Source organism: Pseudarthrobacter sp. NPDC092419 (assembly GCF_044755045.1).
Lineage (GTDB): Bacteria > Actinomycetota > Actinomycetes > Actinomycetales > Micrococcaceae > Arthrobacter.
The window spans coordinates 249,271-267,018 of record NZ_JBIVQF010000002.1 but is presented as its reverse complement, the minus strand read 5'-3'; the positions used below and the strand labels follow the sequence as shown (position 1 = coordinate 267,018).

At 69.6% G+C, this 17,748-nt stretch carries 18 protein-coding genes; 3 read left to right on the top strand and 15 right to left on the bottom strand.

Annotation, left to right across the window (positions count from 1 at the left end; genetic code table 11):
* Window positions 1-73: 73 nt before the first annotated feature.
* Both ACIQC0_RS04610 and ACIQC0_RS04605 read right to left on the bottom strand, forming a co-directional pair.
* Window positions 74-886 carry an IclR family transcriptional regulator gene (locus tag ACIQC0_RS04610; RefSeq protein WP_400532957.1) on the bottom strand — a complete coding sequence of 271 codons (813 nt, stop codon included), beginning with the start codon at window positions 884-886 and terminating at the stop codon, window positions 74-76.
* A gap of 177 nt (window positions 887-1,063) precedes the next feature.
* Window positions 1,064-1,927, bottom strand: a complete 864-nt coding sequence (locus ACIQC0_RS04605) for an SDR family oxidoreductase (RefSeq protein WP_400532955.1) — start codon at window positions 1,925-1,927, stop codon at window positions 1,064-1,066.
* A 120-nt stretch (window positions 1,928-2,047) separates the two neighbouring features.
* On the opposite strand from ACIQC0_RS04605, the gene ACIQC0_RS04600 reads away from it, so the two are divergent.
* Window positions 2,048-2,425, top strand: a complete 378-nt coding sequence (locus ACIQC0_RS04600; RefSeq protein WP_400532953.1) for a winged helix-turn-helix transcriptional regulator — start codon at window positions 2,048-2,050, stop codon at window positions 2,423-2,425.
* Between the two features lie 38 nt (window positions 2,426-2,463).
* On the opposite strand, the gene ACIQC0_RS04595 is transcribed toward ACIQC0_RS04600, so the two are convergent.
* On the bottom strand, window positions 2,464-3,213 hold the full coding sequence (locus ACIQC0_RS04595) for a 3-hydroxybutyrate dehydrogenase (RefSeq protein WP_400532951.1): 750 nt from the start codon (window positions 3,211-3,213) through the stop codon (window positions 2,464-2,466).
* 137 nt (window positions 3,214-3,350) lie between these two features.
* Between ACIQC0_RS04595 and ACIQC0_RS04590 the strand changes: the two genes are divergently transcribed.
* A complete protein-coding gene (locus ACIQC0_RS04590; protein WP_400532949.1) occupies window positions 3,351-4,268 on the top strand; it encodes a LysR family transcriptional regulator in 918 nt (305 codons plus the stop codon).
* Window positions 4,269-4,296: 28 nt separating this feature from the next.
* Here the strand turns inward: ACIQC0_RS04590 and ACIQC0_RS04585 are convergent, their stop codons facing one another.
* The 11 genes from ACIQC0_RS04585 to ACIQC0_RS04535 form a co-directional block, all read right to left on the bottom strand.
* On the bottom strand, window positions 4,297-5,214 hold the full coding sequence (locus ACIQC0_RS04585; RefSeq protein ID WP_400532947.1) for a spermidine synthase: 918 nt from the start codon (window positions 5,212-5,214) through the stop codon (window positions 4,297-4,299).
* Between the two features lie 32 nt (window positions 5,215-5,246).
* The gene (rfaE2, locus tag ACIQC0_RS04580; protein ID WP_400532945.1) at window positions 5,247-6,764 is read right to left on the bottom strand and encodes a D-glycero-beta-D-manno-heptose 1-phosphate adenylyltransferase; all 1,518 of its coding nucleotides are present in this window, start codon (window positions 6,762-6,764) and stop codon (window positions 5,247-5,249) included.
* Window positions 6,764-8,179, bottom strand: a complete 1,416-nt coding sequence (locus ACIQC0_RS04575) for an aldehyde dehydrogenase family protein (protein ID WP_400532943.1) — start codon at window positions 8,177-8,179, stop codon at window positions 6,764-6,766. Before ACIQC0_RS04575 ends, rfaE2 begins: the two co-directional genes overlap by 1 nt.
* Before the next feature lie 43 nt (window positions 8,180-8,222).
* Complete coding sequence (locus ACIQC0_RS04570) at window positions 8,223-8,936, bottom strand: SDR family oxidoreductase (protein WP_400532941.1); 714 nt, start codon at window positions 8,934-8,936, stop codon at window positions 8,223-8,225.
* Window positions 8,937-8,972: 36 nt separating this feature from the next.
* Window positions 8,973-10,394 carry a PfkB family carbohydrate kinase gene (locus ACIQC0_RS04565; RefSeq protein ID WP_400532939.1) on the bottom strand — a complete coding sequence of 474 codons (1,422 nt, stop codon included), beginning with the start codon at window positions 10,392-10,394 and terminating at the stop codon, window positions 8,973-8,975.
* The gene (locus tag ACIQC0_RS04560; RefSeq protein ID WP_400532937.1) at window positions 10,391-11,110 is read right to left on the bottom strand and encodes an SIS domain-containing protein; all 720 of its coding nucleotides are present in this window, start codon (window positions 11,108-11,110) and stop codon (window positions 10,391-10,393) included. Before ACIQC0_RS04560 ends, ACIQC0_RS04565 begins: the two co-directional genes overlap by 4 nt.
* Window positions 11,107-12,360 (bottom strand): glycosyltransferase, encoded by a 1,254-nt coding sequence (locus ACIQC0_RS04555; protein WP_400532935.1) that lies wholly within the window; start codon window positions 12,358-12,360, stop codon window positions 11,107-11,109. Before ACIQC0_RS04555 ends, ACIQC0_RS04560 begins: the two co-directional genes overlap by 4 nt.
* Window positions 12,357-13,418 (bottom strand): glycosyltransferase, encoded by a 1,062-nt coding sequence (locus ACIQC0_RS04550; RefSeq protein WP_400532933.1) that lies wholly within the window; start codon window positions 13,416-13,418, stop codon window positions 12,357-12,359. Before ACIQC0_RS04550 ends, ACIQC0_RS04555 begins: the two co-directional genes overlap by 4 nt.
* Window positions 13,415-14,503: a glycosyltransferase family 9 protein gene (locus tag ACIQC0_RS04545; RefSeq protein WP_400532931.1), complete on the bottom strand. Its 1,089-nt coding sequence runs from the start codon at window positions 14,501-14,503 to the stop codon at window positions 13,415-13,417. The genes ACIQC0_RS04550 and ACIQC0_RS04545 overlap by 4 nt, the downstream gene beginning before the upstream one ends.
* Window positions 14,503-15,072: a D-glycero-alpha-D-manno-heptose-1,7-bisphosphate 7-phosphatase gene (locus tag ACIQC0_RS04540; protein WP_400532926.1), complete on the bottom strand. Its 570-nt coding sequence runs from the start codon at window positions 15,070-15,072 to the stop codon at window positions 14,503-14,505. The genes ACIQC0_RS04545 and ACIQC0_RS04540 overlap by 1 nt, the downstream gene beginning before the upstream one ends.
* 115 nt (window positions 15,073-15,187) lie before the next feature.
* On the bottom strand, window positions 15,188-16,018 hold the full coding sequence (locus ACIQC0_RS04535) for a sigma-70 family RNA polymerase sigma factor (protein WP_377216779.1): 831 nt from the start codon (window positions 16,016-16,018) through the stop codon (window positions 15,188-15,190).
* A 184-nt stretch (window positions 16,019-16,202) separates the two neighbouring features.
* Between ACIQC0_RS04535 and ACIQC0_RS04530 the strand changes: the two genes are divergently transcribed.
* Window positions 16,203-17,249, top strand: coding sequence for an NAD-dependent epimerase/dehydratase family protein (locus ACIQC0_RS04530; protein ID WP_400532924.1), 1,047 nt, complete (start codon window positions 16,203-16,205; stop codon window positions 17,247-17,249).
* On the opposite strand, the gene ACIQC0_RS04525 is transcribed toward ACIQC0_RS04530, so the two are convergent.
* Window positions 17,246-17,722, bottom strand: a complete 477-nt coding sequence (locus ACIQC0_RS04525; RefSeq protein ID WP_400532922.1) for a hypothetical protein — start codon at window positions 17,720-17,722, stop codon at window positions 17,246-17,248. The two genes, ACIQC0_RS04530 and ACIQC0_RS04525, sit on opposite strands and share 4 nt — an antisense overlap.
* Window positions 17,723-17,748 lie beyond the last annotated feature (26 nt).

The following is a 17,748-nucleotide window of genomic DNA, read 5'->3' as shown; positions in this document are numbered from 1 at the left end:
AAACGGGGCCGACCACAGGGGTTTTGGAACGGTACTGTCCGGCATTCCAGACAGCCCCCCACCCCGTTGGGGGTTATTGGCCGCGGCGTCCATGCAGGCGCAGGGAAAGCTCATCCGCGGTCTTCTGGATCCGGGCCGCCAGGGCAGGCCATTCCGGCTGGGGCAGTTTGTCTTCGAGGAAGGTCACGGCGATTGCGGCCGTGGGCCAGCCGGTGTGGTCGGTGACCGCCGCGGCAATGGAGCCGAAGCCGGGAGTCACCTCCCCGTGTTCGGTGGCATACCCGCGCTGGCGGACCCGGTCGAGGTGCGAGGACAGCGCGGAGTACTTCATGATGGCGCCCTCCACTTCGTGCCGGGCGGAAAACGCTGCGGCGTTGGGGTACAGCGCGCGGACCTGCGACTTGGGAAGCGCCGCAAGGATGGCCCTGCCGCTGGCGGTGAGATGGCTCGGAAGCCGCACGCCGACGTCGGTCACCAAGGACGGACGGTTCTTGGCGCGTTCCTCGACAATGTAGAGCACGTCCCGGCCGTGCAGGACCGCGAGGTGCGCGCTTTCGCCAAGTGCATCCACCAGCGACGCCAGGAGCGGCCGGCCCAGCCTGGAGAGCGGTTCCTGGCGCGAATAGGCGGAGCTGAGCTCGAAGGCGCCGATACCCAGCCCGTACCGTTGCTCCTCGTGGAGGTGGAGCACGAAGCCATTTGCCTCCATGACGCCCAGCAGGTGGTAGACGCTGGAGCGCGGCAGCCCGAGGGTAGAGGCGATCTGTGACGCGGCCATGGGACCGCGGCGCGAGGCCAGCAGTTTCAGGATCCGCAGGGTGTTTTCTGCTGCAGGCACCTTCGAAGCGGTCCTGGGTGCGGTATGTGCGGCGGCGTCAGTGCTCATAATTCTCGGCCCTTTCCATGACGTGTGTCCGGTATCCCGTACTCAAGCATGCACCCTGGCCGTTCGGCTTTCGGGAACAGCCAGTCCATCCCGTGTCTGGAATCCCGGACCCACCCCACCCCGCGGAAAGTCCGGGCTGGGGATGGCATCCGGTGCGCCTGAGAGTTGGCCTGGTGCTTATGCCGCCGCTGCGGCGGACCTGACCGCTTCGGCGAGGGACGTCGTCGTGCGTCCGATCAGCCGGCGAAGGTCTCCGCTGCTGACCAGAAGGTCACCGCGGGCGATACCAAGGTCCGAATCCGCCAGGATCTCCGCGAAGGCCTCCGGCACACCCGCTCCGGCGAGGAGTCCTGCGTAATCGTCCGCCGGAAGGTTGGTGTACGCGATGTCCTTGCCGGTTGCTGCACTGATTTCCGCGGCGAGTTCGGCCATGGTGAAAGGCTCGTCGCCGCCCAGCTCGTACACCCTGCCGGCCTGGTCCTCTGCCGTGAGGACCGCTGCGGCTGCGTGGGCATAGTCGGCGCGGGAGGCGGCACTGATCCTGCCCTCGCCCGCGCTGCCGGCGAGCGCCCCCTGCGCGAGGGTGCTGGGAAGCTGATCCGTGTAATTCTCGAGGTACCACCCGTTCCGCAGCAGGACGAAGGGCAGGCCGGACCCGCGGAGCATCGCCTCGGTGGCCCGGTGCTCACCCGCAAGCTTCATGCCCGTGGTCTCAGCATTCGCGATGCTCGTGTAGGCCAGGAGCTCCACGCCCTCCGCCTTGGCAGCCTCAATCACGGTGCGGTGTTGCTCTACCCGCCGGCCCACCTCGCTGCCCGAAATGAGAAGCACGCGCTTCGCGCCCCTGAGCGCGGCGGCGACAGAACCGGCGTCGGAATAGTCCATGGACCGCACCTGGACGCCCCGGGCTCCAAAGTCCGCGAGCCTTTCCGTGGCACGGCCCGCTGCGATGATGTCGGCGGCGGGGACGCTACGCTCCAGCAGGGCCTCGATGACGTGGCGGCCGAGCTGGCCCGTGGCGCCGGTGACGACGATACTCATGGTGGTTCCTTTCGGGAAGTAAATGTTGGCACCAGGCACAACAGGCCTCGAACGTAATTACTTCCCCAAAGAGAGTACGCACCTTTAAGTAAGATACTGACCCGGCGGTAAGCTTGGGCCATGGAAGCACCCGCGCGTCCCGCTCCCCTGCCGATGACCTTCGCCGACGGCGTCTTCCCGGCAGGGTGCCCCAGCCGCACGCTGCTGGACCACATCACCAGCAAGTGGGGCGTGCTGATCCTGCTGTCCCTGTCCGAAGGTGGGCAACGGTGGAGCGAACTGCGGCGGCGGGCCGAAGGAATTAGCGAAAAGATGCTCGCCCAGACACTCAAGACCCTCGAACGCGACGGCCTGGTCAGCAGGCACGCGCAGCCGGTCATTCCACCCCGCGTGGACTACAGCCTCACGGAGAAGGGCTATGAACTCGCCGCCCTGCTCATTCCACTGGTCGGCTGGGCGTTCGACAACGCCGAGGACATCATCAACGGCCCGCGCTGACGCGGGCGGGGCCTGCTCCAGGCCCCCCCGGTGCAGGGTCAGCGGGCCGACCAGCCGCCGTCCATGGTGTAGCTGGCACCAGTGACCATCGCAGCCTGGTCCGAGGCGAGCCAGCCCACCAGGGAGGCCACCTCTTCCGGTTCCACCAGCCGCTTGATGGCGGACTCGGTCAGCATGATCTTCGCCAGCACCTCGGATTCGGGGATCCCGTGCACCTTGGCTTGGTCTGCAATCTGCGATTCCACCAGCGGCGTGCGCACGTAGCCGGGATTGATGCAGTTGGACGTCACGCCGTGGTCGCCGCCTTCCAGCGCGGTCACCTTGCTAAGCCCCTCCAGGCCGTGCTTGGCCGAAACATAGGCGCTCTTGAACGGGGAGGCGCGGATGCCGTGTACGGAGGAGACGTTGATGATCCGGCCAAACCCATTGGCGTACATGGCCGGCAGCGCCGCGCGGATGAGCAGGAACGGGGCCTCGAGCATGAGCGTGATGAGGCGGCGGAAATCCGCGGGATCAAACTCCTCGATGGGGCTGATGCGCTGGATTCCGGCGTTGTTGACCAGGATGTCGCAGTCAAGGTCCAGCGTGGCGAGTGCGTCCACATCCATCAGGTCCACGGCCCACGCGGTGCCGCCCACCTCGTCCGCGAGCGCCTCGGCGCGGGCAGCGTCAACGTCCGCCACCGTGACTTTGGCTCCCCTTGCGGCGAGCTCCCGCACGCATGCGGCGCCGATTCCGCTGGCACCGCCGGTCACGAGTGCCTTTCGTCCGTTCAGAGTGTTTTCCATACCTATCCGTTCCTTCTCCCAGCGCGCGGTCCGGCGCGCGTGTGACCTGCGCTACGAACAACTTTCCCCGAGTATTGCTGCACAGGCACGTCGCTTCAATGGCCAAACGGGCACGAGTTGTGTGCAGAATTGCAGATATGAACGTCAATCCCGATGACCTCCTGGTGCTGCTCGCGGTGGCCCGGTCAGCAAAATTTACGACGGCGGCGCAAACCTTGGGGCTCAACCACACCACGGTGTCGCGCAGGATCGCCGCGCTGGAGAAGGCGCTCGGCGGACGGGTCCTGGCGAAGGCGGCCGGAGGATGGGAGCTGACCGAACTGGGTGCCCGCGCCGTCCGGGCCGCGGAGCAGGTGGAGACGGTGATGGGCGCGCTGGGACCTGCGGGCAAGGCACCCGACCCGATTACCGGCGTCGTCCGCATGACCGCGACGGACGGCTTCAGCGCCTATATCGCAGCCCCGGCAGTAGCTGGGCTGCGGCGCGAGCATCCCGGCCTGACTGTGGAAATCATCACCATGACCCGGCGTGCGCTGCAGCAGCGGTCGGGACTGGACATCGAGGTGGTGGTGGGTGAGCCGCAGGTGCACCGCGCGGAGGCCGTCCGGCTGGGCGACTACCGGCTGGGGATGTACGCCTCCCGCGCCTACCTTGCCGAACACGGAACGCCGGCCAGCTTGGCCGAGCTCCAGGCGCATCCCCTGGTCTATTTCGTGGACTCGATGCTGCAGGTGGACGACCTCGACGCCCCGCGGCGCCTGGTCCCCGCGATGCGCGACGCCCTGACCTCTACCAACGTTTTCGTCCACGTCGAGGCAACCCGCGCCGGCGCCGGCGTCGGGTTCCTGCCCTGCTTCATGGGCGACCGGCATGAGGACCTGGTCCGCCTGCTGCCGGACCGGATCGGCGAGCTGCTGCCGTACTGGATGGTGCTGCGCCGCGATTCGCTGCGGCGCCCGGCCGTGGCCGCCGTGGTCCAGGCGCTGCGGGAACAGATGGAGGCGCAGCGGGGGGCGATGCTGGGAAGGGGAAATACACCATCCACTGCTCCGTAGAGGTCGTTTTGAAGCGTCAAAACGACCTCTACGGAGCAGTTGATGGGGGAAGGGGAGGGTCGTGGCGGACCGGGGCACCCGCGGCGAAGGCCCGGACCTCGGCGTCGTCCCACAGGTGCGCGGGGACTGCTCCGCCCAGGAGCCGGCGTGCCAGTTTGGGGTCGTCTTCAAACGGGGTGTCGCTGCCGGCAATGACCATGTTTCCGTAGCGGCGGCCCTTGAGCATGGCGGGATCGGCGACGATCACGGTGTACCTAAAGACGGCGGCGATGGTGGCGGCGTCCTGCCGGGCGTTCTTAAGGTCCGGCGCGTCCCCGGAGTTCACCACGTAGAGCCCGCCCGGCGCCAGGACGCGCCTGATGTGCTGGTTGAACTCGGCGGTGGTCAGCGGCAGCGGGGTCACCGATCCGGCAAAGACGTCCCGGATGATGAGGTCCCGGGTGCCCTCGGTGAGGGTCTCCGTGACCGCGCGGGCTTCCCCCACCCGGATCCGCAGCAAGGGTGCCTTCGGCAGGTCGAACCAGGCGCGGACGTAGGCGGCAAGCTTGCCGTCCAGCTCCACCACCACCTGGCGGGCGTCGGGGTACACGGCGTGGAAATAGCGGGCCAGCGAGCAGGCGCCGCCGCCCAGGTGCAGGCCCCGCAGTTTCGCGCTGCCAGGCGGCCATCGCGACTCGATCAGCGCGGCCATCCAGCGCATGTACTCGAAATCCAGGAACAGCGGGTCGGTGAGGTCGATGTGCGAGCTCATGACCCCGTTGATCTTCAGCAGCCAGCCATTGGAATTGTCCTGGTCGGCCACCAGCTCGCAGTCGCCGGTGTCGATGTAGTAGACCCCCTCGGCAGGACCGTCCGGGAGGGTTCCCTGCGGTACTTCGACGACTCCCGCCGTCGTCCGCCCGCCCGCTGCCCTGCCCCGGCCGCCGGACTTGCCACGCTTACCCATGCCCGCCCCGCGATCCCGTCATGGCTTCAACCCTAGTTGACCTGCGCCGCCCCCTCACCGGCGCGGATCCTGTTAACGACGGCGGTGGTGGAGCGCTCCGCCACGTAGTCCAGGATGACCACCCGGCCGCCGTGCTCCTCGACGTCCGGTGTTTCGGCCAGCATCTCCGGCGTGTAGTCCCCACCCTTGGCGTACACCTCGGGCCGCAGCTGGCGGATCAACGGCCCGGCGGTGGGCGTATCGAAGACGGTCACGTAGTCCACGCAGCTCAGCGCTGCCACCACGGCGGCCCGCTCCGCCACCGCATTGATCGGCCGGTCGGGCCCCTTGAGCCTGCGCACCGAGTCGTCGCTGTTCAGCGCCACTACCAGGATGTCGCCCAGTTGCTTGGCCTGGTTGAGGTAACGGGTGTGTCCGCTGTGCAGCACGTCGAAGCAGCCGTTGGTCAGCACGATCCGCTGGCCCTGCGCGCGGTGGGCCTCAAGCTGGCGTTCCAGCTCGTCGGCGTCGAGTGCGGTATCTGCGAAAGCCTCCAGGTAGCGGCTCAGCTGCGCCGTGCTACACACGGACGTGCCGGGCTGGTGAACCACCACGTCCGCCGCCGCCTGGGCAAGGTCCAGGCTCGCCGTCAGCGGCAGCCCCACCGAGCGTGCCAGGGTCAGGGCGGCCACGAAGGTGTCCCCCGCCCCCGACGCCTGCTTTTCCGCCGCCGGCCGCGCCCAGGTCCGGTGCGCCGCACCGCCGGGCGCCAGCAAGACGGTGCCGTCCCGGTCCAGCGTCGCCACCACGGCCCGCGCCCCGGTGGCAGCAAGCAGCGCGTCCGCTTCGGCCCCTACGGCGTCCGCCCGGGCCGGCCCGTCCGGGAGCCGCCGGTCCAGGAGCCGGGCGGTCTCCTGCGCGTTCGGGGTGACCAGGTCCGGCTGCAGCACCGCCCACGGCCGCGGGTCGTGGGCGTCCACCACCACCAGCGGACGCCCGTCCCCCTCGAGGGCCTGCACCAGGGTGTTTCGTACCGGTTCTGCCAGGACCCCGGTTCCGTAGTCGCAGACCAGTACCGCTGCCTTGCGCACGACGGCGGCACGCACCGCCCCGGCCAGCGCCCCCAGCGCGGCGGCCGGGACGGTACGGGCCGAGTCATCGAGGCGGAGCATAACCTGCCCGCCGCTGCTGATCCTGATTTTGGTGGTGGTCACCATGTCCGGATGGGCGTAGAGGTGCCGGACGTCGATGCCGGCGGCCTGAAGCTGCCGGCGCAGGTCCGTGCCGGCGTCGTCCGTGCCGATGATCCCGGCCACTGCCACCCGGGCCCCGAGGGCAGCCAGGTTCATGGCGGTATTGGCTGCTCCCCCGGGCGCGGATTCGCGGGACTGCAGGTCGACCACGGGGGCCGGCGCCTCGCGGCAGAGCCGTTCGATGCTGCCGCTCCACCAGCCGTCCAGCATCACGTCGCCGACCACCAGGATCTCCGGTTCCTCGGCGGCAAGCCGTCCCGGCAGCCAGTCGGACAGTGCCCGCTGGTTCCGCAGGTCCACGGGCTGGGGCGATTCCATCAGCATGCCTTCCCGGCAGGCGGGGCTGCGATATGGACCACCTTGACCCGGCAGAATTCGTCCAGCAGTTCGGGCCCGTAGCCAAACCCGGCGCCGCTGTCCCCGCGGGGCTGCGCCGAACCGCCGGGGGCGCCGCCGAACACCTCGTTGACCTTGACGGTTCCCACGGGCAGGGCCACCACCGCCTGGTGGACGTGCGCCAGGTCGCCGCTCAGGACTGTGGCCGCGAGGCCGTACCTGCCGCTGCACGCCAGGCGGAGGCCGTCGTCGAACGTTTCCACCACCTGCACCGGGGCAACCGGGCCGAACGTCTCTTCGGTCATGACCTGCATCCCGTCCGTGCAGTCCAGGAGCACGGTGGCCGGGTAGAAGCTGCCGGGCCCCTCCGGAAGCGCCCCGCCGGCCACGGCCCGGGCACCCCGGCTGAGTGCTTCGGCTACCTGGGCATGGACTTCGTCGCGCATCCGCCGGTCCACCAGCGGTGCCACCGATCCCTCGCTGTTGCGGCGGCCCGCTTCCGCGGCCAGGGCTGCGCAGAACTGCTCCGCGATGTCCCGGTGGACGTAGATCCGTTCCACGGCGGTACAGATCTGGCCGCTGTTGCTGAAGGCCCCGATCGCCGCTTGTTCCGCCGCCCAGGCTGGATCGACGCCGGCATCAACGAGCAGCGGATCGTTGCCACCATTTTCGCGGATCACGTGCGCACCGGTGAGCGAGGCGGCCCGGGCGATCCGCGCTCCCGAAGCGCTGGAACCCACGTGGGCGATCACGTCCACCTCCGCCTGGGTCAGCAATGCGCCGGTCCCGGAACCACCGGAGACGGTATTGAACACGCCGGGCGGGAACGCCGGTGCGAGCACCTTCCCGAGCGCTTCGCCGAGCCGCGGGCACCGTTCGCTCGGCTTGTGAACCACCGCGTTCCCGGTGGCCAGCGCCGCACCGATCAGGCCGCCGGCCACCGCCACGGGGTCGTTCCATGGGGTGAGGAGGACGGCGACGCCGCGTGGTTCCGCCACCGTGTAGTCGGAGGCGAGGGGGTTGCCGCGGAGGCTGTGGCCGCGGTGCAGCGGACCGAGTTCGGCGTACTGTTCCAGCGTGGAGACGGCCGCGCCTATACCGGCCAGGGCTTCATCCACCGGGCGGCCGGTTTCGCTGGCGTTGAGTCCGGCCAACTCCTGGGCGGCCTCGTCAAGGGCCTTGGCGGCGGTGCGGAGGGCAGCCCCGCGCTCCGCCGGCGCGGTCTGTGCCCAGCCGGCCGCCGCGTCCCGGGCTGTCTGTACGGCCCGGCCCACCTCCTCGGGACCGGCTTCCGCGACCGTCCAGAGGAACTCCCCCGTCCGGGGATCGTGGATGGAGATGCCGGATCCGGGTGCGGGATCCAGGCCGGGGACTGTCTCTGTGGCTGTTGTGGGCATGGGTTCCTCCCGTGGTTGGTAGTCAGCGTCCCGGGGGCGGGGGCTAGGGCCAGGAGCCTTCTTCCTCATGGCAGATGAGCATTTCCCGGACCTCGCAGCCGGCCGGCTGGCGCAGTGCGAAGAGAATGGCCTGCGCCACGTTGCCGGGATCGTTGAGGCGCGAATCGTCCTGGGGCTTGTACTGCTCGGTGCGGTCGTCGAAGAACCGGGTCTTCATGCCGCCGGGGATCATGGTGGTCACCCCGATCTGCCCGCCGGTCTCCGCCGCGAGCGCATGACTGAAGCCGACCACGCCGAACTTGGAGGCGCAGTAGGCGGTGGCGTCCGCAACGGCCCGCTTGCCCAAGGTGGAGGCGACGGTCACAACGCGGCCATGCGAGGCCGTGAGGTACGGCAGTGCGGCGCGGACTACGGAGACGGTGCCCATCAGATTAACGCCGATAACCTTTTCCCATTCGTCCGCAGCGACGTCCGCCAGCTTGCCGCACCGGTCGATCCCGGCTGCGGTGACGACGGCGTCCAGGCCTCCCAGCGTCTCCGCGGCTTCACGGACGGCAGCCTCCACGGCAGGACGGTCCGCAACATCCACCTCGTATGCCTTCACGGCGGAGACGGTGCGGATGTCGCGGTCCAGCACCACGGGGGTGCCGCCCGCCTGCAGGACAGCGTCGACGACGGCGGCTCCCAGCCCGGAGGCACCTCCGGTAACGAGGACGCGGCCGGGCGAAGAAGCGGGCGTGTTGGCAGTTGCGGTCATGGTGTTCCTTTCGATCAAACCGGGTGGAAGGTGCGGTCAGCCCACTTTTGCGAGCGCGGTGGCCAGTCCGGTGGTGGAGCGGGCAGGGTGGTACGGGACGGTGAGGCACCGGCCGCCCCAGCTTTCCACCAGGTCCGCCTCCGGAAGCCGGGTTCCCTGATAGTCGCCTCCCTTGACCCAGAGGTCCGGACGGAGCCGTCCCAGAACTGCCTCGGGGGTGTCCTCATCGAAGACCATCACGGCGTCCACGCAGGCCAGGGCCAGCAGGAGTTCTGCCCGGTCATGTTCGCCAATGATGGGCCGGTCCGGGCCCTTGATCCTCCGCACCGAGGCATCCGAGTTCAGGCACACCACCAGGCAGTCCCCCATGGCTCGGGCGGCGGCGAGCGCGCGGACGTGGCCGGCGTGGAGGAGGTCGAAGCAGCCACCGGTCGCCACCACGGTTCCGCCGCGGTTCCGCACGGCGCGGGCCAGCAGCAGCGCGTCCCCGCGGCTGGGTTCCACGTGGTGGCGTTCCGGGCGTCCGGGCGTGATGGCTGCAATTCGGGCCGCGGGTTTAGGCAGGGACGACACTCCGCCGGCGGCGAGGAAATCTGCGGCCTCGTGGACCGCCAACCGGGCCGCTTCGAGAAGACCGCAGCCTGCCAGCAAATGCACAGCAAGCCCCGCCGCCAGCCGGTCGCCGGCTCCGCACGGATCGCCGGTTTCCACGCGGGGTGCGGGAATGTGCGTGGGTGCCTGTCCGTCGTCGCTCACCAGCACGGCACCGTCACCGCCCCGGGTGACCAGGACTGCCTGGCTGCCCCAGCGTTCGCGGAGCAATCCCGCCAGGTGCCCGGCGTGGGTGCCCGCGTCGGGCTCCTGGACGTCGGCGGCGGCACCGGGTGCCGCAGCCGCCCGGGTCGCCTCGGCGAGGTTGGGCGTGACCACCGCGACGCCCTGCACGGGATCCGGGCCTGCCGGATGCGGGTCCCAGATGATGGGCACGTCTGTGGCCAGCCGGGCCAGGAGTGCGCGCAACTGCGGGTTGGCGGCGAGCCCGCGGCCATAGTCAGCCACCACCACCACTGCTGCGTCTTCCACCGCTGACAACATGGCGGGGGTGACATCCGGTACGGGCGCCCGGGCACAGCCCTGGTCGAAGCGGACCACCGGGTGCGATCCCGCCCGGACCCGGGTCTTCACCGGCGACGGCGCCCCGCTGGGCCCGGAGACGAGCCGCACCCCGGCAAGCTGGTCCGCCAGCTGCCGTCCGGCGTCGTCATCACCCAGCACCGTGACAAGGGTGACAGGCCAGCCCTCCTCCGCCAGCATGAGGGCCACCAGCCCGGCACCTCCGGCGCGGCGATTCTCCGCCACAATGTCCACCACGGGCACAGGTGCGTCTGGGCTCAGCCTGGTGGCTTCGCCGGTCAGGTCCACGTCCAGCATCACGTCGCCCACCACCACGATCCTCATGGCTTGGCACCGCCGTTCATGCCGGGGACCGCGGCCGGGCTGCGGCGCGACACCTCCAAGTCGAAGGCCCGGCACAGAGCATGCAGGGCGATCAGGTGGCCTTCCTGCGCGTTGGCGTTGAGGGCTTCGATCATGACGGCCTGGTCGCAGACGTCCGCCAGGGGGTTGGGCCCGGAACCGGTCAGCGCCCAGGTGGTGACGTTGAGCCTGGATGCAGCCTCTGCCGCGCGCAGCAGGTTGGGACTGCCCCCGCTGGTGGACAGCAGGACGAGGACGTCGCCGGAGCGGCCATGGGCGCGGACCTGCCGGGCGAAGACATCGTCGTACCCGTAGTCGTTCGCGATGGCTGTGACCGCGGATGATTCCGCGTGCAGCGAGATGGCGGAAAACGGCACCCGCTCGCCGTCGAACCGTCCCACCAGCTCTGCCGTCAGGTGCTGGGCCTCGGCCGCGGAGCCGCCGTTTCCCGCGGCGAGGAGCCGTTGCCCCCGCATCAGGCGCTGGGCAAGCTCCACTCCCCAGGCGGCCAGCCGGCCGGACTGGCTGCGGAGCGATTCGAGCGCGGGCAGGACGTTGTCCAGGTGCGTCCTGACGACGTCGGTGCAATCCGCGTCCGGAGTCCCGGCCCCTGGAGGGAGGGCGGGCAGCAGATCAGGCATCGGAGGTGTGGCCAGGGCCCGCAGGTCGGCCTCGCGCAGGGACCAGTCAGCACTCACAGTGCGGCTCCTTCCATCGAAATGGCGCCGGCGGGTGCGCCGGCCACTGCCAGTTGGTAGGCCTTCTCCGTCTCAGCGGCAACACGGTCCCAGGAGTATCTGCTCCGGGCCCGCTGCACACCCGCGGTGCCGAGCCTGGACCGAAGGCCCGGATCCGCGAGCAGCACGGCGAGCGCGGACGCAATGGCTGCCGGGTCCCGCGGAGGCACGTGCAGTCCGGTGGCCTGGTCCACCACAGTGTCCTGCAGGCCGCCCACAGCCGCGGCCACCACGGGCACGCCGCAGGCCATGGCCTCAAGGGGAACAATGCCGAACGGCTCGTACCAGGGGGCGCACACCACGGCGTCGGCGCTGCGGAAAATCCCGGGCATTTCCGTCCTGGCCACCTGCCCCTGCAAGGTCACGGAGTCCGCCACGCCCAGCGCGTCCGCCAGGCCCAGGAGCCGACGGACCTCAGGGTCAGCGTGCAGTGCCCCGGAATCGCCGCCGCCGCCCACGATGAAGAGTTCGACGTCGTCGAACCCCGCCTCCCGCAGGTATGGCAACGCCCGGATCACCAGGTCCACGCCCTTGCGCGGCACCAGCCGGCCCACGGACAGAATGCGGTGCCGCCGGGTCCTGGCGGCCGCGGGTCCGTCCGCGGAGAAGAACGACAGGTCCACGCCGCACGGGGCGATGGACACCTTCCCCGTGTCAATGCCCATGGCCTTGAGCTCGAACACCTCGTCGGAGCAGGTAGCGATGATCCGGTCCGCGGACCTGCCCACGCCGGGCTCAAGCCAGCGGCGTTCCTCCGGGCTGGTGTCCTCCGCGCCCTGGTGCCGGCGTTTGACGGTGCCCAGGGCGTGGAAGGTCTGGATCACCGGGACCCGGTAACCGGAGTCCGGCCGGCGGGCGGCATCCAGCGCTGCGAGCCCGGACATCCAGAAGTGGCCATGCACCACGTCCGGCGGCCGGTGTCCCCAGTCCCGGGCCACGCCCGCCGCCAACTCGCCCATGTAGGGCAGGAGCTCGTCCTTGGGCACGTGCCGGGCAGGGCCCGCGTCCACGTGGACCACTTCGAAGCGCGGCCCGGCCTGGACCCGCGCGGGGAGTTCCGTTGCATCCCTGCGGGTGTAGACGGTCACGTGATGGCCTCGGCGTGCCAGCGCCGCGGACAGGGCGGCCACGTGTACGTTTTGGCCGCCGGCGTCCACACCGCCCAGGGCGGCAAGCGGGCTCGCGTGCTCCGAAATCATGGAGATTCTCATGAAATGTTCCTCTCTCGCGCAGGGACAAGAATCTGCTCGCCCGGGTGGTCATTGGCCGGTCCGCCGTCCCGGTGCCCGGCGCTCCGGTGCACCGGATCCGGTACCAGGTCGGCGAGGATGCCGTCCCAGCGGTCCTGGAACTTCCCCAGCCCGTAGCGCTCCAGCACCGCCGCGCGGGCAGCGAGTCCCCGCCGTCGTGCTTCCTCCGGATCCGCGACCAGCTGACGCGCGGTACGCAGCAGTTCGTCAATGTCCGCTGACACCGCCCCGGCTTCCGGCGGAACCGCCCGCGGCGCTTCCGTTGCCGCCACCACCAGGACGGGCATTCCCAGGTGCATGGCTTCCAGGAGTGACAGTCCCAACGACGTCCAGCGCATCGGGTGCACGTAAGCCCGGCAGCGGGCCAGTTCGCGGTGGAGGGCGGACGTCGGGAGGTCGCCGCGGGGGCTGACGTGCTCCGGGTCCATACCGGTTGCCGCTGCCAGCCCCTCGGTTTTCATGCCGAACACCTGCAGCGGCGACACGGAGGCGAAGGCGGAGAGCAGGTCGGTGCCCGTCACCCGGCCGCGACGCACCGGCTCGTTGACCACCACGCCCAGGTCGGGCAGCTCTCCCGTGTAGAGGTAGCCCGGGTCCGGAATGCCGTGTTCCACCACCAGCACCGGCGCAGAGCCGTTGTCCCACGCGAGACGGTTGAAGTGCGTCACGTGGACCACCGGGATCCGGTCCTGCTCCGCCAGGGGGTGCCGGGTGAACGGAAAATCGCCCTTGGGCGTGTTGTGCTCGACGTAAACCGCCGGAAGGTCGCGTCCCGGGGCGCGGCCCAGGAGCCGGGCCACCTCGGCGATCTCCTCCGGGCGCTGGAGGACGACGGCGTCCACCGCCTCCGCGTCCAGCCTCGCCAACTCGATCTCCCGCACCGAGGCCGGCCAGTCGCGGCCCGCGCGGCCCAGTCCCCAGGCTCCTCCTTCCGGGAGGACGGGCAGCAGGTATTCATGCCGGCCGCGGACAAACGCATCTGTCCACGAGCCGTGGACATGCCAGAGCAGGATCCTCATCTGTTGCGCGCCTTTCTACGCGTGCTGACGTGGGTGCTGAAAGAACTGACGCCGCCGATCAGCCGCTCCACTGCCGCCACCACGTCCTCGGGCGAGACGGAGTCGAGGCAGGGGTGGCCGGGAACCGGGCAAATGCGGGCACGTGTCATCCGGCAGGGGGCGTTCTGGTCGCCAAGGAGTTCCAGCGGAACGCCATAGGGCGCCCAGCGGATGGCGGGCACCACCGGCGAAAACAGGCAGGCCACCGGCGTCCCGACAGCGGCGGCAAGATGAGCCGGGCCGGTGTTCCCGGTGACCACGGCCTCCGCGCCTGCCATGACTCCGGCCATCCGGCGCAGGTCGGTCCGCCCACCCAGGTCCAGGGCGGAAGGCCCGGCCACCGTGGCGGTAAGGGACGTTTCCCCCGGTCCGCCGGTGACCACCACGCGGCGGCCGGCGCCTTCGAGGAGTTCGACGGCGGCGGCGTGGTGAAGGGGCGGCCAAGCCCTGGCGGGAACGGCGGCTCCCGGGTGGACCACCACATAGGGCCCCTCCCCCACCAGGTCCGTGACGTCCGGGACCTCCTTCACGTGCAGCTTCCCGTCGTCCCGGGCCGGGAGGCGGAAACCGGCCGCTTCGGCAATGCCCAAGGCGCGTTCAGCTTCGGGCTGATCCTCCGGGAAGTCTTCGCCGGGTTTGAGCCGGACGTCCAGGAGCGAGCCGGCGTAGTCCGTGGAGGCGCCGGTGATGCGTTCCACGCCGGCCAGGCGGAGGAGCAGCGCCAGGGGCAGCGGTGACTGGTGGAACGAGGTCAGGATGACGGCCTCGGTGATCCGCGAATTCCGGACGAACCCGATCAGCCGTTCGGCATGCGGACCGGTCATGTCCGGCGCCGGGTTCATGATCCAGGGGCTGTCCCAGGTGTAGGTTTCGGCCGCCCCCGGCAGCAGCCCCGCCGCGGCCTCCCCCTGACGGCCGCATAGCATCACCACGTGATTGGGTGCGCTGCCGTCGGGCTTCCGTCCGTGGGCCACTGCCCGGACGGCGGGGCCGGCCAGGAGGACGTCGCCCATGCTGTCCAGCCGGGCCACGAGCACCCGGCCCATCAGGCGCTCTCCTCCGCGCGAGCATCCTGGATCATGCCTTCCGCTGCGAGGAGTGCGACGGCGGCGGCCAGGTCCCCGGCCACGAACCGGGCGCTGCCCACTTCCTCAGCCCGGGTCACCGGGGTGGGCACCAGTACCCCCACGGCGCCGGCTGCCTCTGCGGCGCCGACGTCGGCACCGATGTCGCCAATCAGTGCTGCCTGCGATTCGTGGATGCCCAGCTTCCGGCAGGCGTTGTGCACCATGCCAGGGGCGGGCTTGCGGCAGCAGCACCGGTCCTCTGGCGAATGCGGGCACACCTCCCACACGTCGAACGGGCCCAGGAGTTCCTCTACCCTGGCATTGACCTCTGTTACTTGGGCTTCGGTGAGCAGGCCACGGGCAATGCCGGACTGGTTGCTGATAACCCCCGTGGCAAGGCCGCGCGCCCGGAGCGAGGCCAGGACGTCCCCGGCACCGGGCATGGGCCGGACCAGTGCGGGGTCGCCGTTATACGGCACGTCGGCCACCAGGGTACCGTCCCGGTCGAAAAGGACAGCCCGAAGTTTTGGCATCGAAGAGCTTTCCATAAACAACCTTGTTCCCCGCTGCCCGCGGTCCTAAACAGGCCTCCGAGGAGTCCGCCGTGATTTCCCATGTTGTCCCCGCAGCGTGGCCCGGGGCCGTAGGAGTCCAGGGTGCCGGTTAGCGGGCCGGTGCGTCCGGAGAATCGCGGCGGGTCGCCTCCACACCCGGGCTGAGCGCACGCTGGAGCTGCACCAGGAGCTTCGCCAGCCGGCGGGACACCTGCATTTGCGACATCCCCAGCCGACGTCCCAGCTGTATTTGGGTTTCCTCGCAGAAGTAGCGCCGGTACAGCAGTTCCCGGTCCGCGGCGCCGAGAGATTGTATGGCTCCGCGGAGGCAGGCGAGCTCTTCCAACCGTTCCAGCGGCGTCTCAAGGCAGGGCAGGGTTTCCCCGACGGACGGCGCGTCCGAGTGGGGGTTGGCGGCATCGAGCGAGTCCGGATGCATGCTGGTGGACGCGCACATCGCTTCCTGCACTGCAGCCTCATCGGCGCCAAGTTCCCGCGCCAGTTCGGCAGCGGTGGGGTACCGACCCAAGGCTTGGGTCAGTGCCGGCTCGGCCTTGAACATCCGGGTGCGGAGGTCCTGGATGTTCCTTGGCGGCCGCACCACCCAGGTTCTGTCGCGGAGGTACCGCTTCAGTTCCCCAGTGATGGTGGGTGCGGCATAGGCGGGGAAGCTTTCTCCCTTGTCCCGGTCGAAACCCCGGGCCGCCTTGACCAGGCCCAGATAGGCCACCTGGTTCAGATCCGCGCGTTCGCGGCCCCTTGATTCGAAGCGGGCTGCGAGGGCTTCAGCCAGATCCAGATACCCCAGGACCAGGTCGTTCTCGAAGGTTTCCCGCAGCTGTCCGCACCGGGCGAGAGGGCGGCGTTGCTGGGGGCTTGGTGTGGTTCGTGGAGCAGCCGGCGCAGCATGCACGGCAGGCGCGCCAAAGTATTCGGGCATGTCTTTGGTTTCCCTCGGTACTGGTTCCGAAAGCCTGCGGCAAGACTTAGAAGCAGGAAACCATAAGGCTGCTTATTAAGCAATCCGTAAGGGTGCTTATGAACTTGACCGGCCGCGGGTAGGCTCGGAACGGTGGGCGACCAGCCGCGCGCCCCGTCCGCAGCCTTTGCCGAGGGAGCTTGCCATGCGTATTGCCATTACCGGAGCCAGCGGAAATGCCGGAACCGCGCTGCTGCGGAACCTGCAGGGGCAGCTGGCTAAAAAGCCCGGCAGCCTGCACCTGACGGGGATCAGCCGCCGCCGCCCGGACACGGACCGAATGCCCTACACCGGAGTCGACTGGCATCCACTGGATGTGGGGCTGGAAGGCGACATGCCTCGGCTCGAGGCGGCGCTCCAGGGCATTGACAGCGTGGTGCACCTGGCGTGGCAGATCCAGCCGAACCGGAACCTGGACCAGCTGTACCGGACCAACGTCACCGGCACGCGCAATGTGCTGGACGCGGCCAGGAAGGCCGGCGTCAAGCAGGTGGTGTGCGCATCGTCGGTGGGTGCCTACAGCCGCGCCCCCAAGGACCAGCGGACCGCGGAGTCATGGCCGGCCCGCGGCATACCCGGCTCGCACTACAGCCGGCACAAGGCGGAACAGGAAGCACTCCTGGACAGCTTTGCCGCTTCCGAACCTGCCATCGCCGTGGCACGGCTGCGGCCGGGCCTGATCTTCCAGCGGGAAGCCGGCAGCGAGATCGGCCGCTACTTCCTGGGGCCGCTGATTCCACGCCTGCTGCCCGCCAGGATCCGCATACCAATCCTGCCGGTTCCGGACGGACTGGTGTTCCAGGCGGTCCACGCGGACGATGTGGCTGAGGCGTATTGGCGGGTGATCGATGACCGCGCCTCCGGCTCCTTCAACATTGCGGCCGAGCCGGTTCTCACCCCACAGGAGCTGGCACGGCCGCTCGGTGCACGGCGGATACTGCCGATCCCCATGGAGTTACTCCGCCGACTCGTCGATGTGACGTGGCGGCTTCACCTCCAGCCCACGGACGCCGGCTGGATCGACATGGCGGCGGCAGCACCCGTCATGGACACCCGCCGCGCCCGGCGGATCCTCGGCTGGGAGGCGGCGACGTCGTCCGTGGATGCCGTGAAGGAAGTGCTGGCGGGCATGGGAAAGGGGGAGGGCATTCCGCCCTCCCCCGTCCTCGCGCCCCGTGGCGTTAAACGCTAGATCCCGTTACGGGGATGCTCCGGGCCGGCATCCGTCGAGCGGTCAGCACGGTCCGGATGGCGGTCAGCCCGATGCTCCGGACCCGCATCCGGGTGGCGGTCAGCCCGATCCGGGTGACGGTCCGCGGCATGTCCGCCGGGATCCACTTCGTCAGCGTGCCGGGTGCGTCGGGTGACATCCTCGCGCAATTCCTCAGCCTCGCCTGCACGGCGCTCGGCTTCGTGGCGCAGCCTTTCTGCCTTGACCTGGGCCTCTTCAGCATCCGCGCGGGCACGGGCCGCCTTAGCCTCCCGCTCCCTGGCGTCGAGCTCCATGCCTTCGGCTTCACGGCGGATTTCGGCCGCTTCCTTGCGGTGCACCTCATCGCGCCGCTCCTGCTCAACCTTCCTGCGCTTGCCCATCATGAGCAGCAGCACGATCAGCGCCACCACTACCAGCGCAACCACAACCCAGACCCATACAGATGTCTCCATGCTGTCCACCACTTTCCTCTCGATAT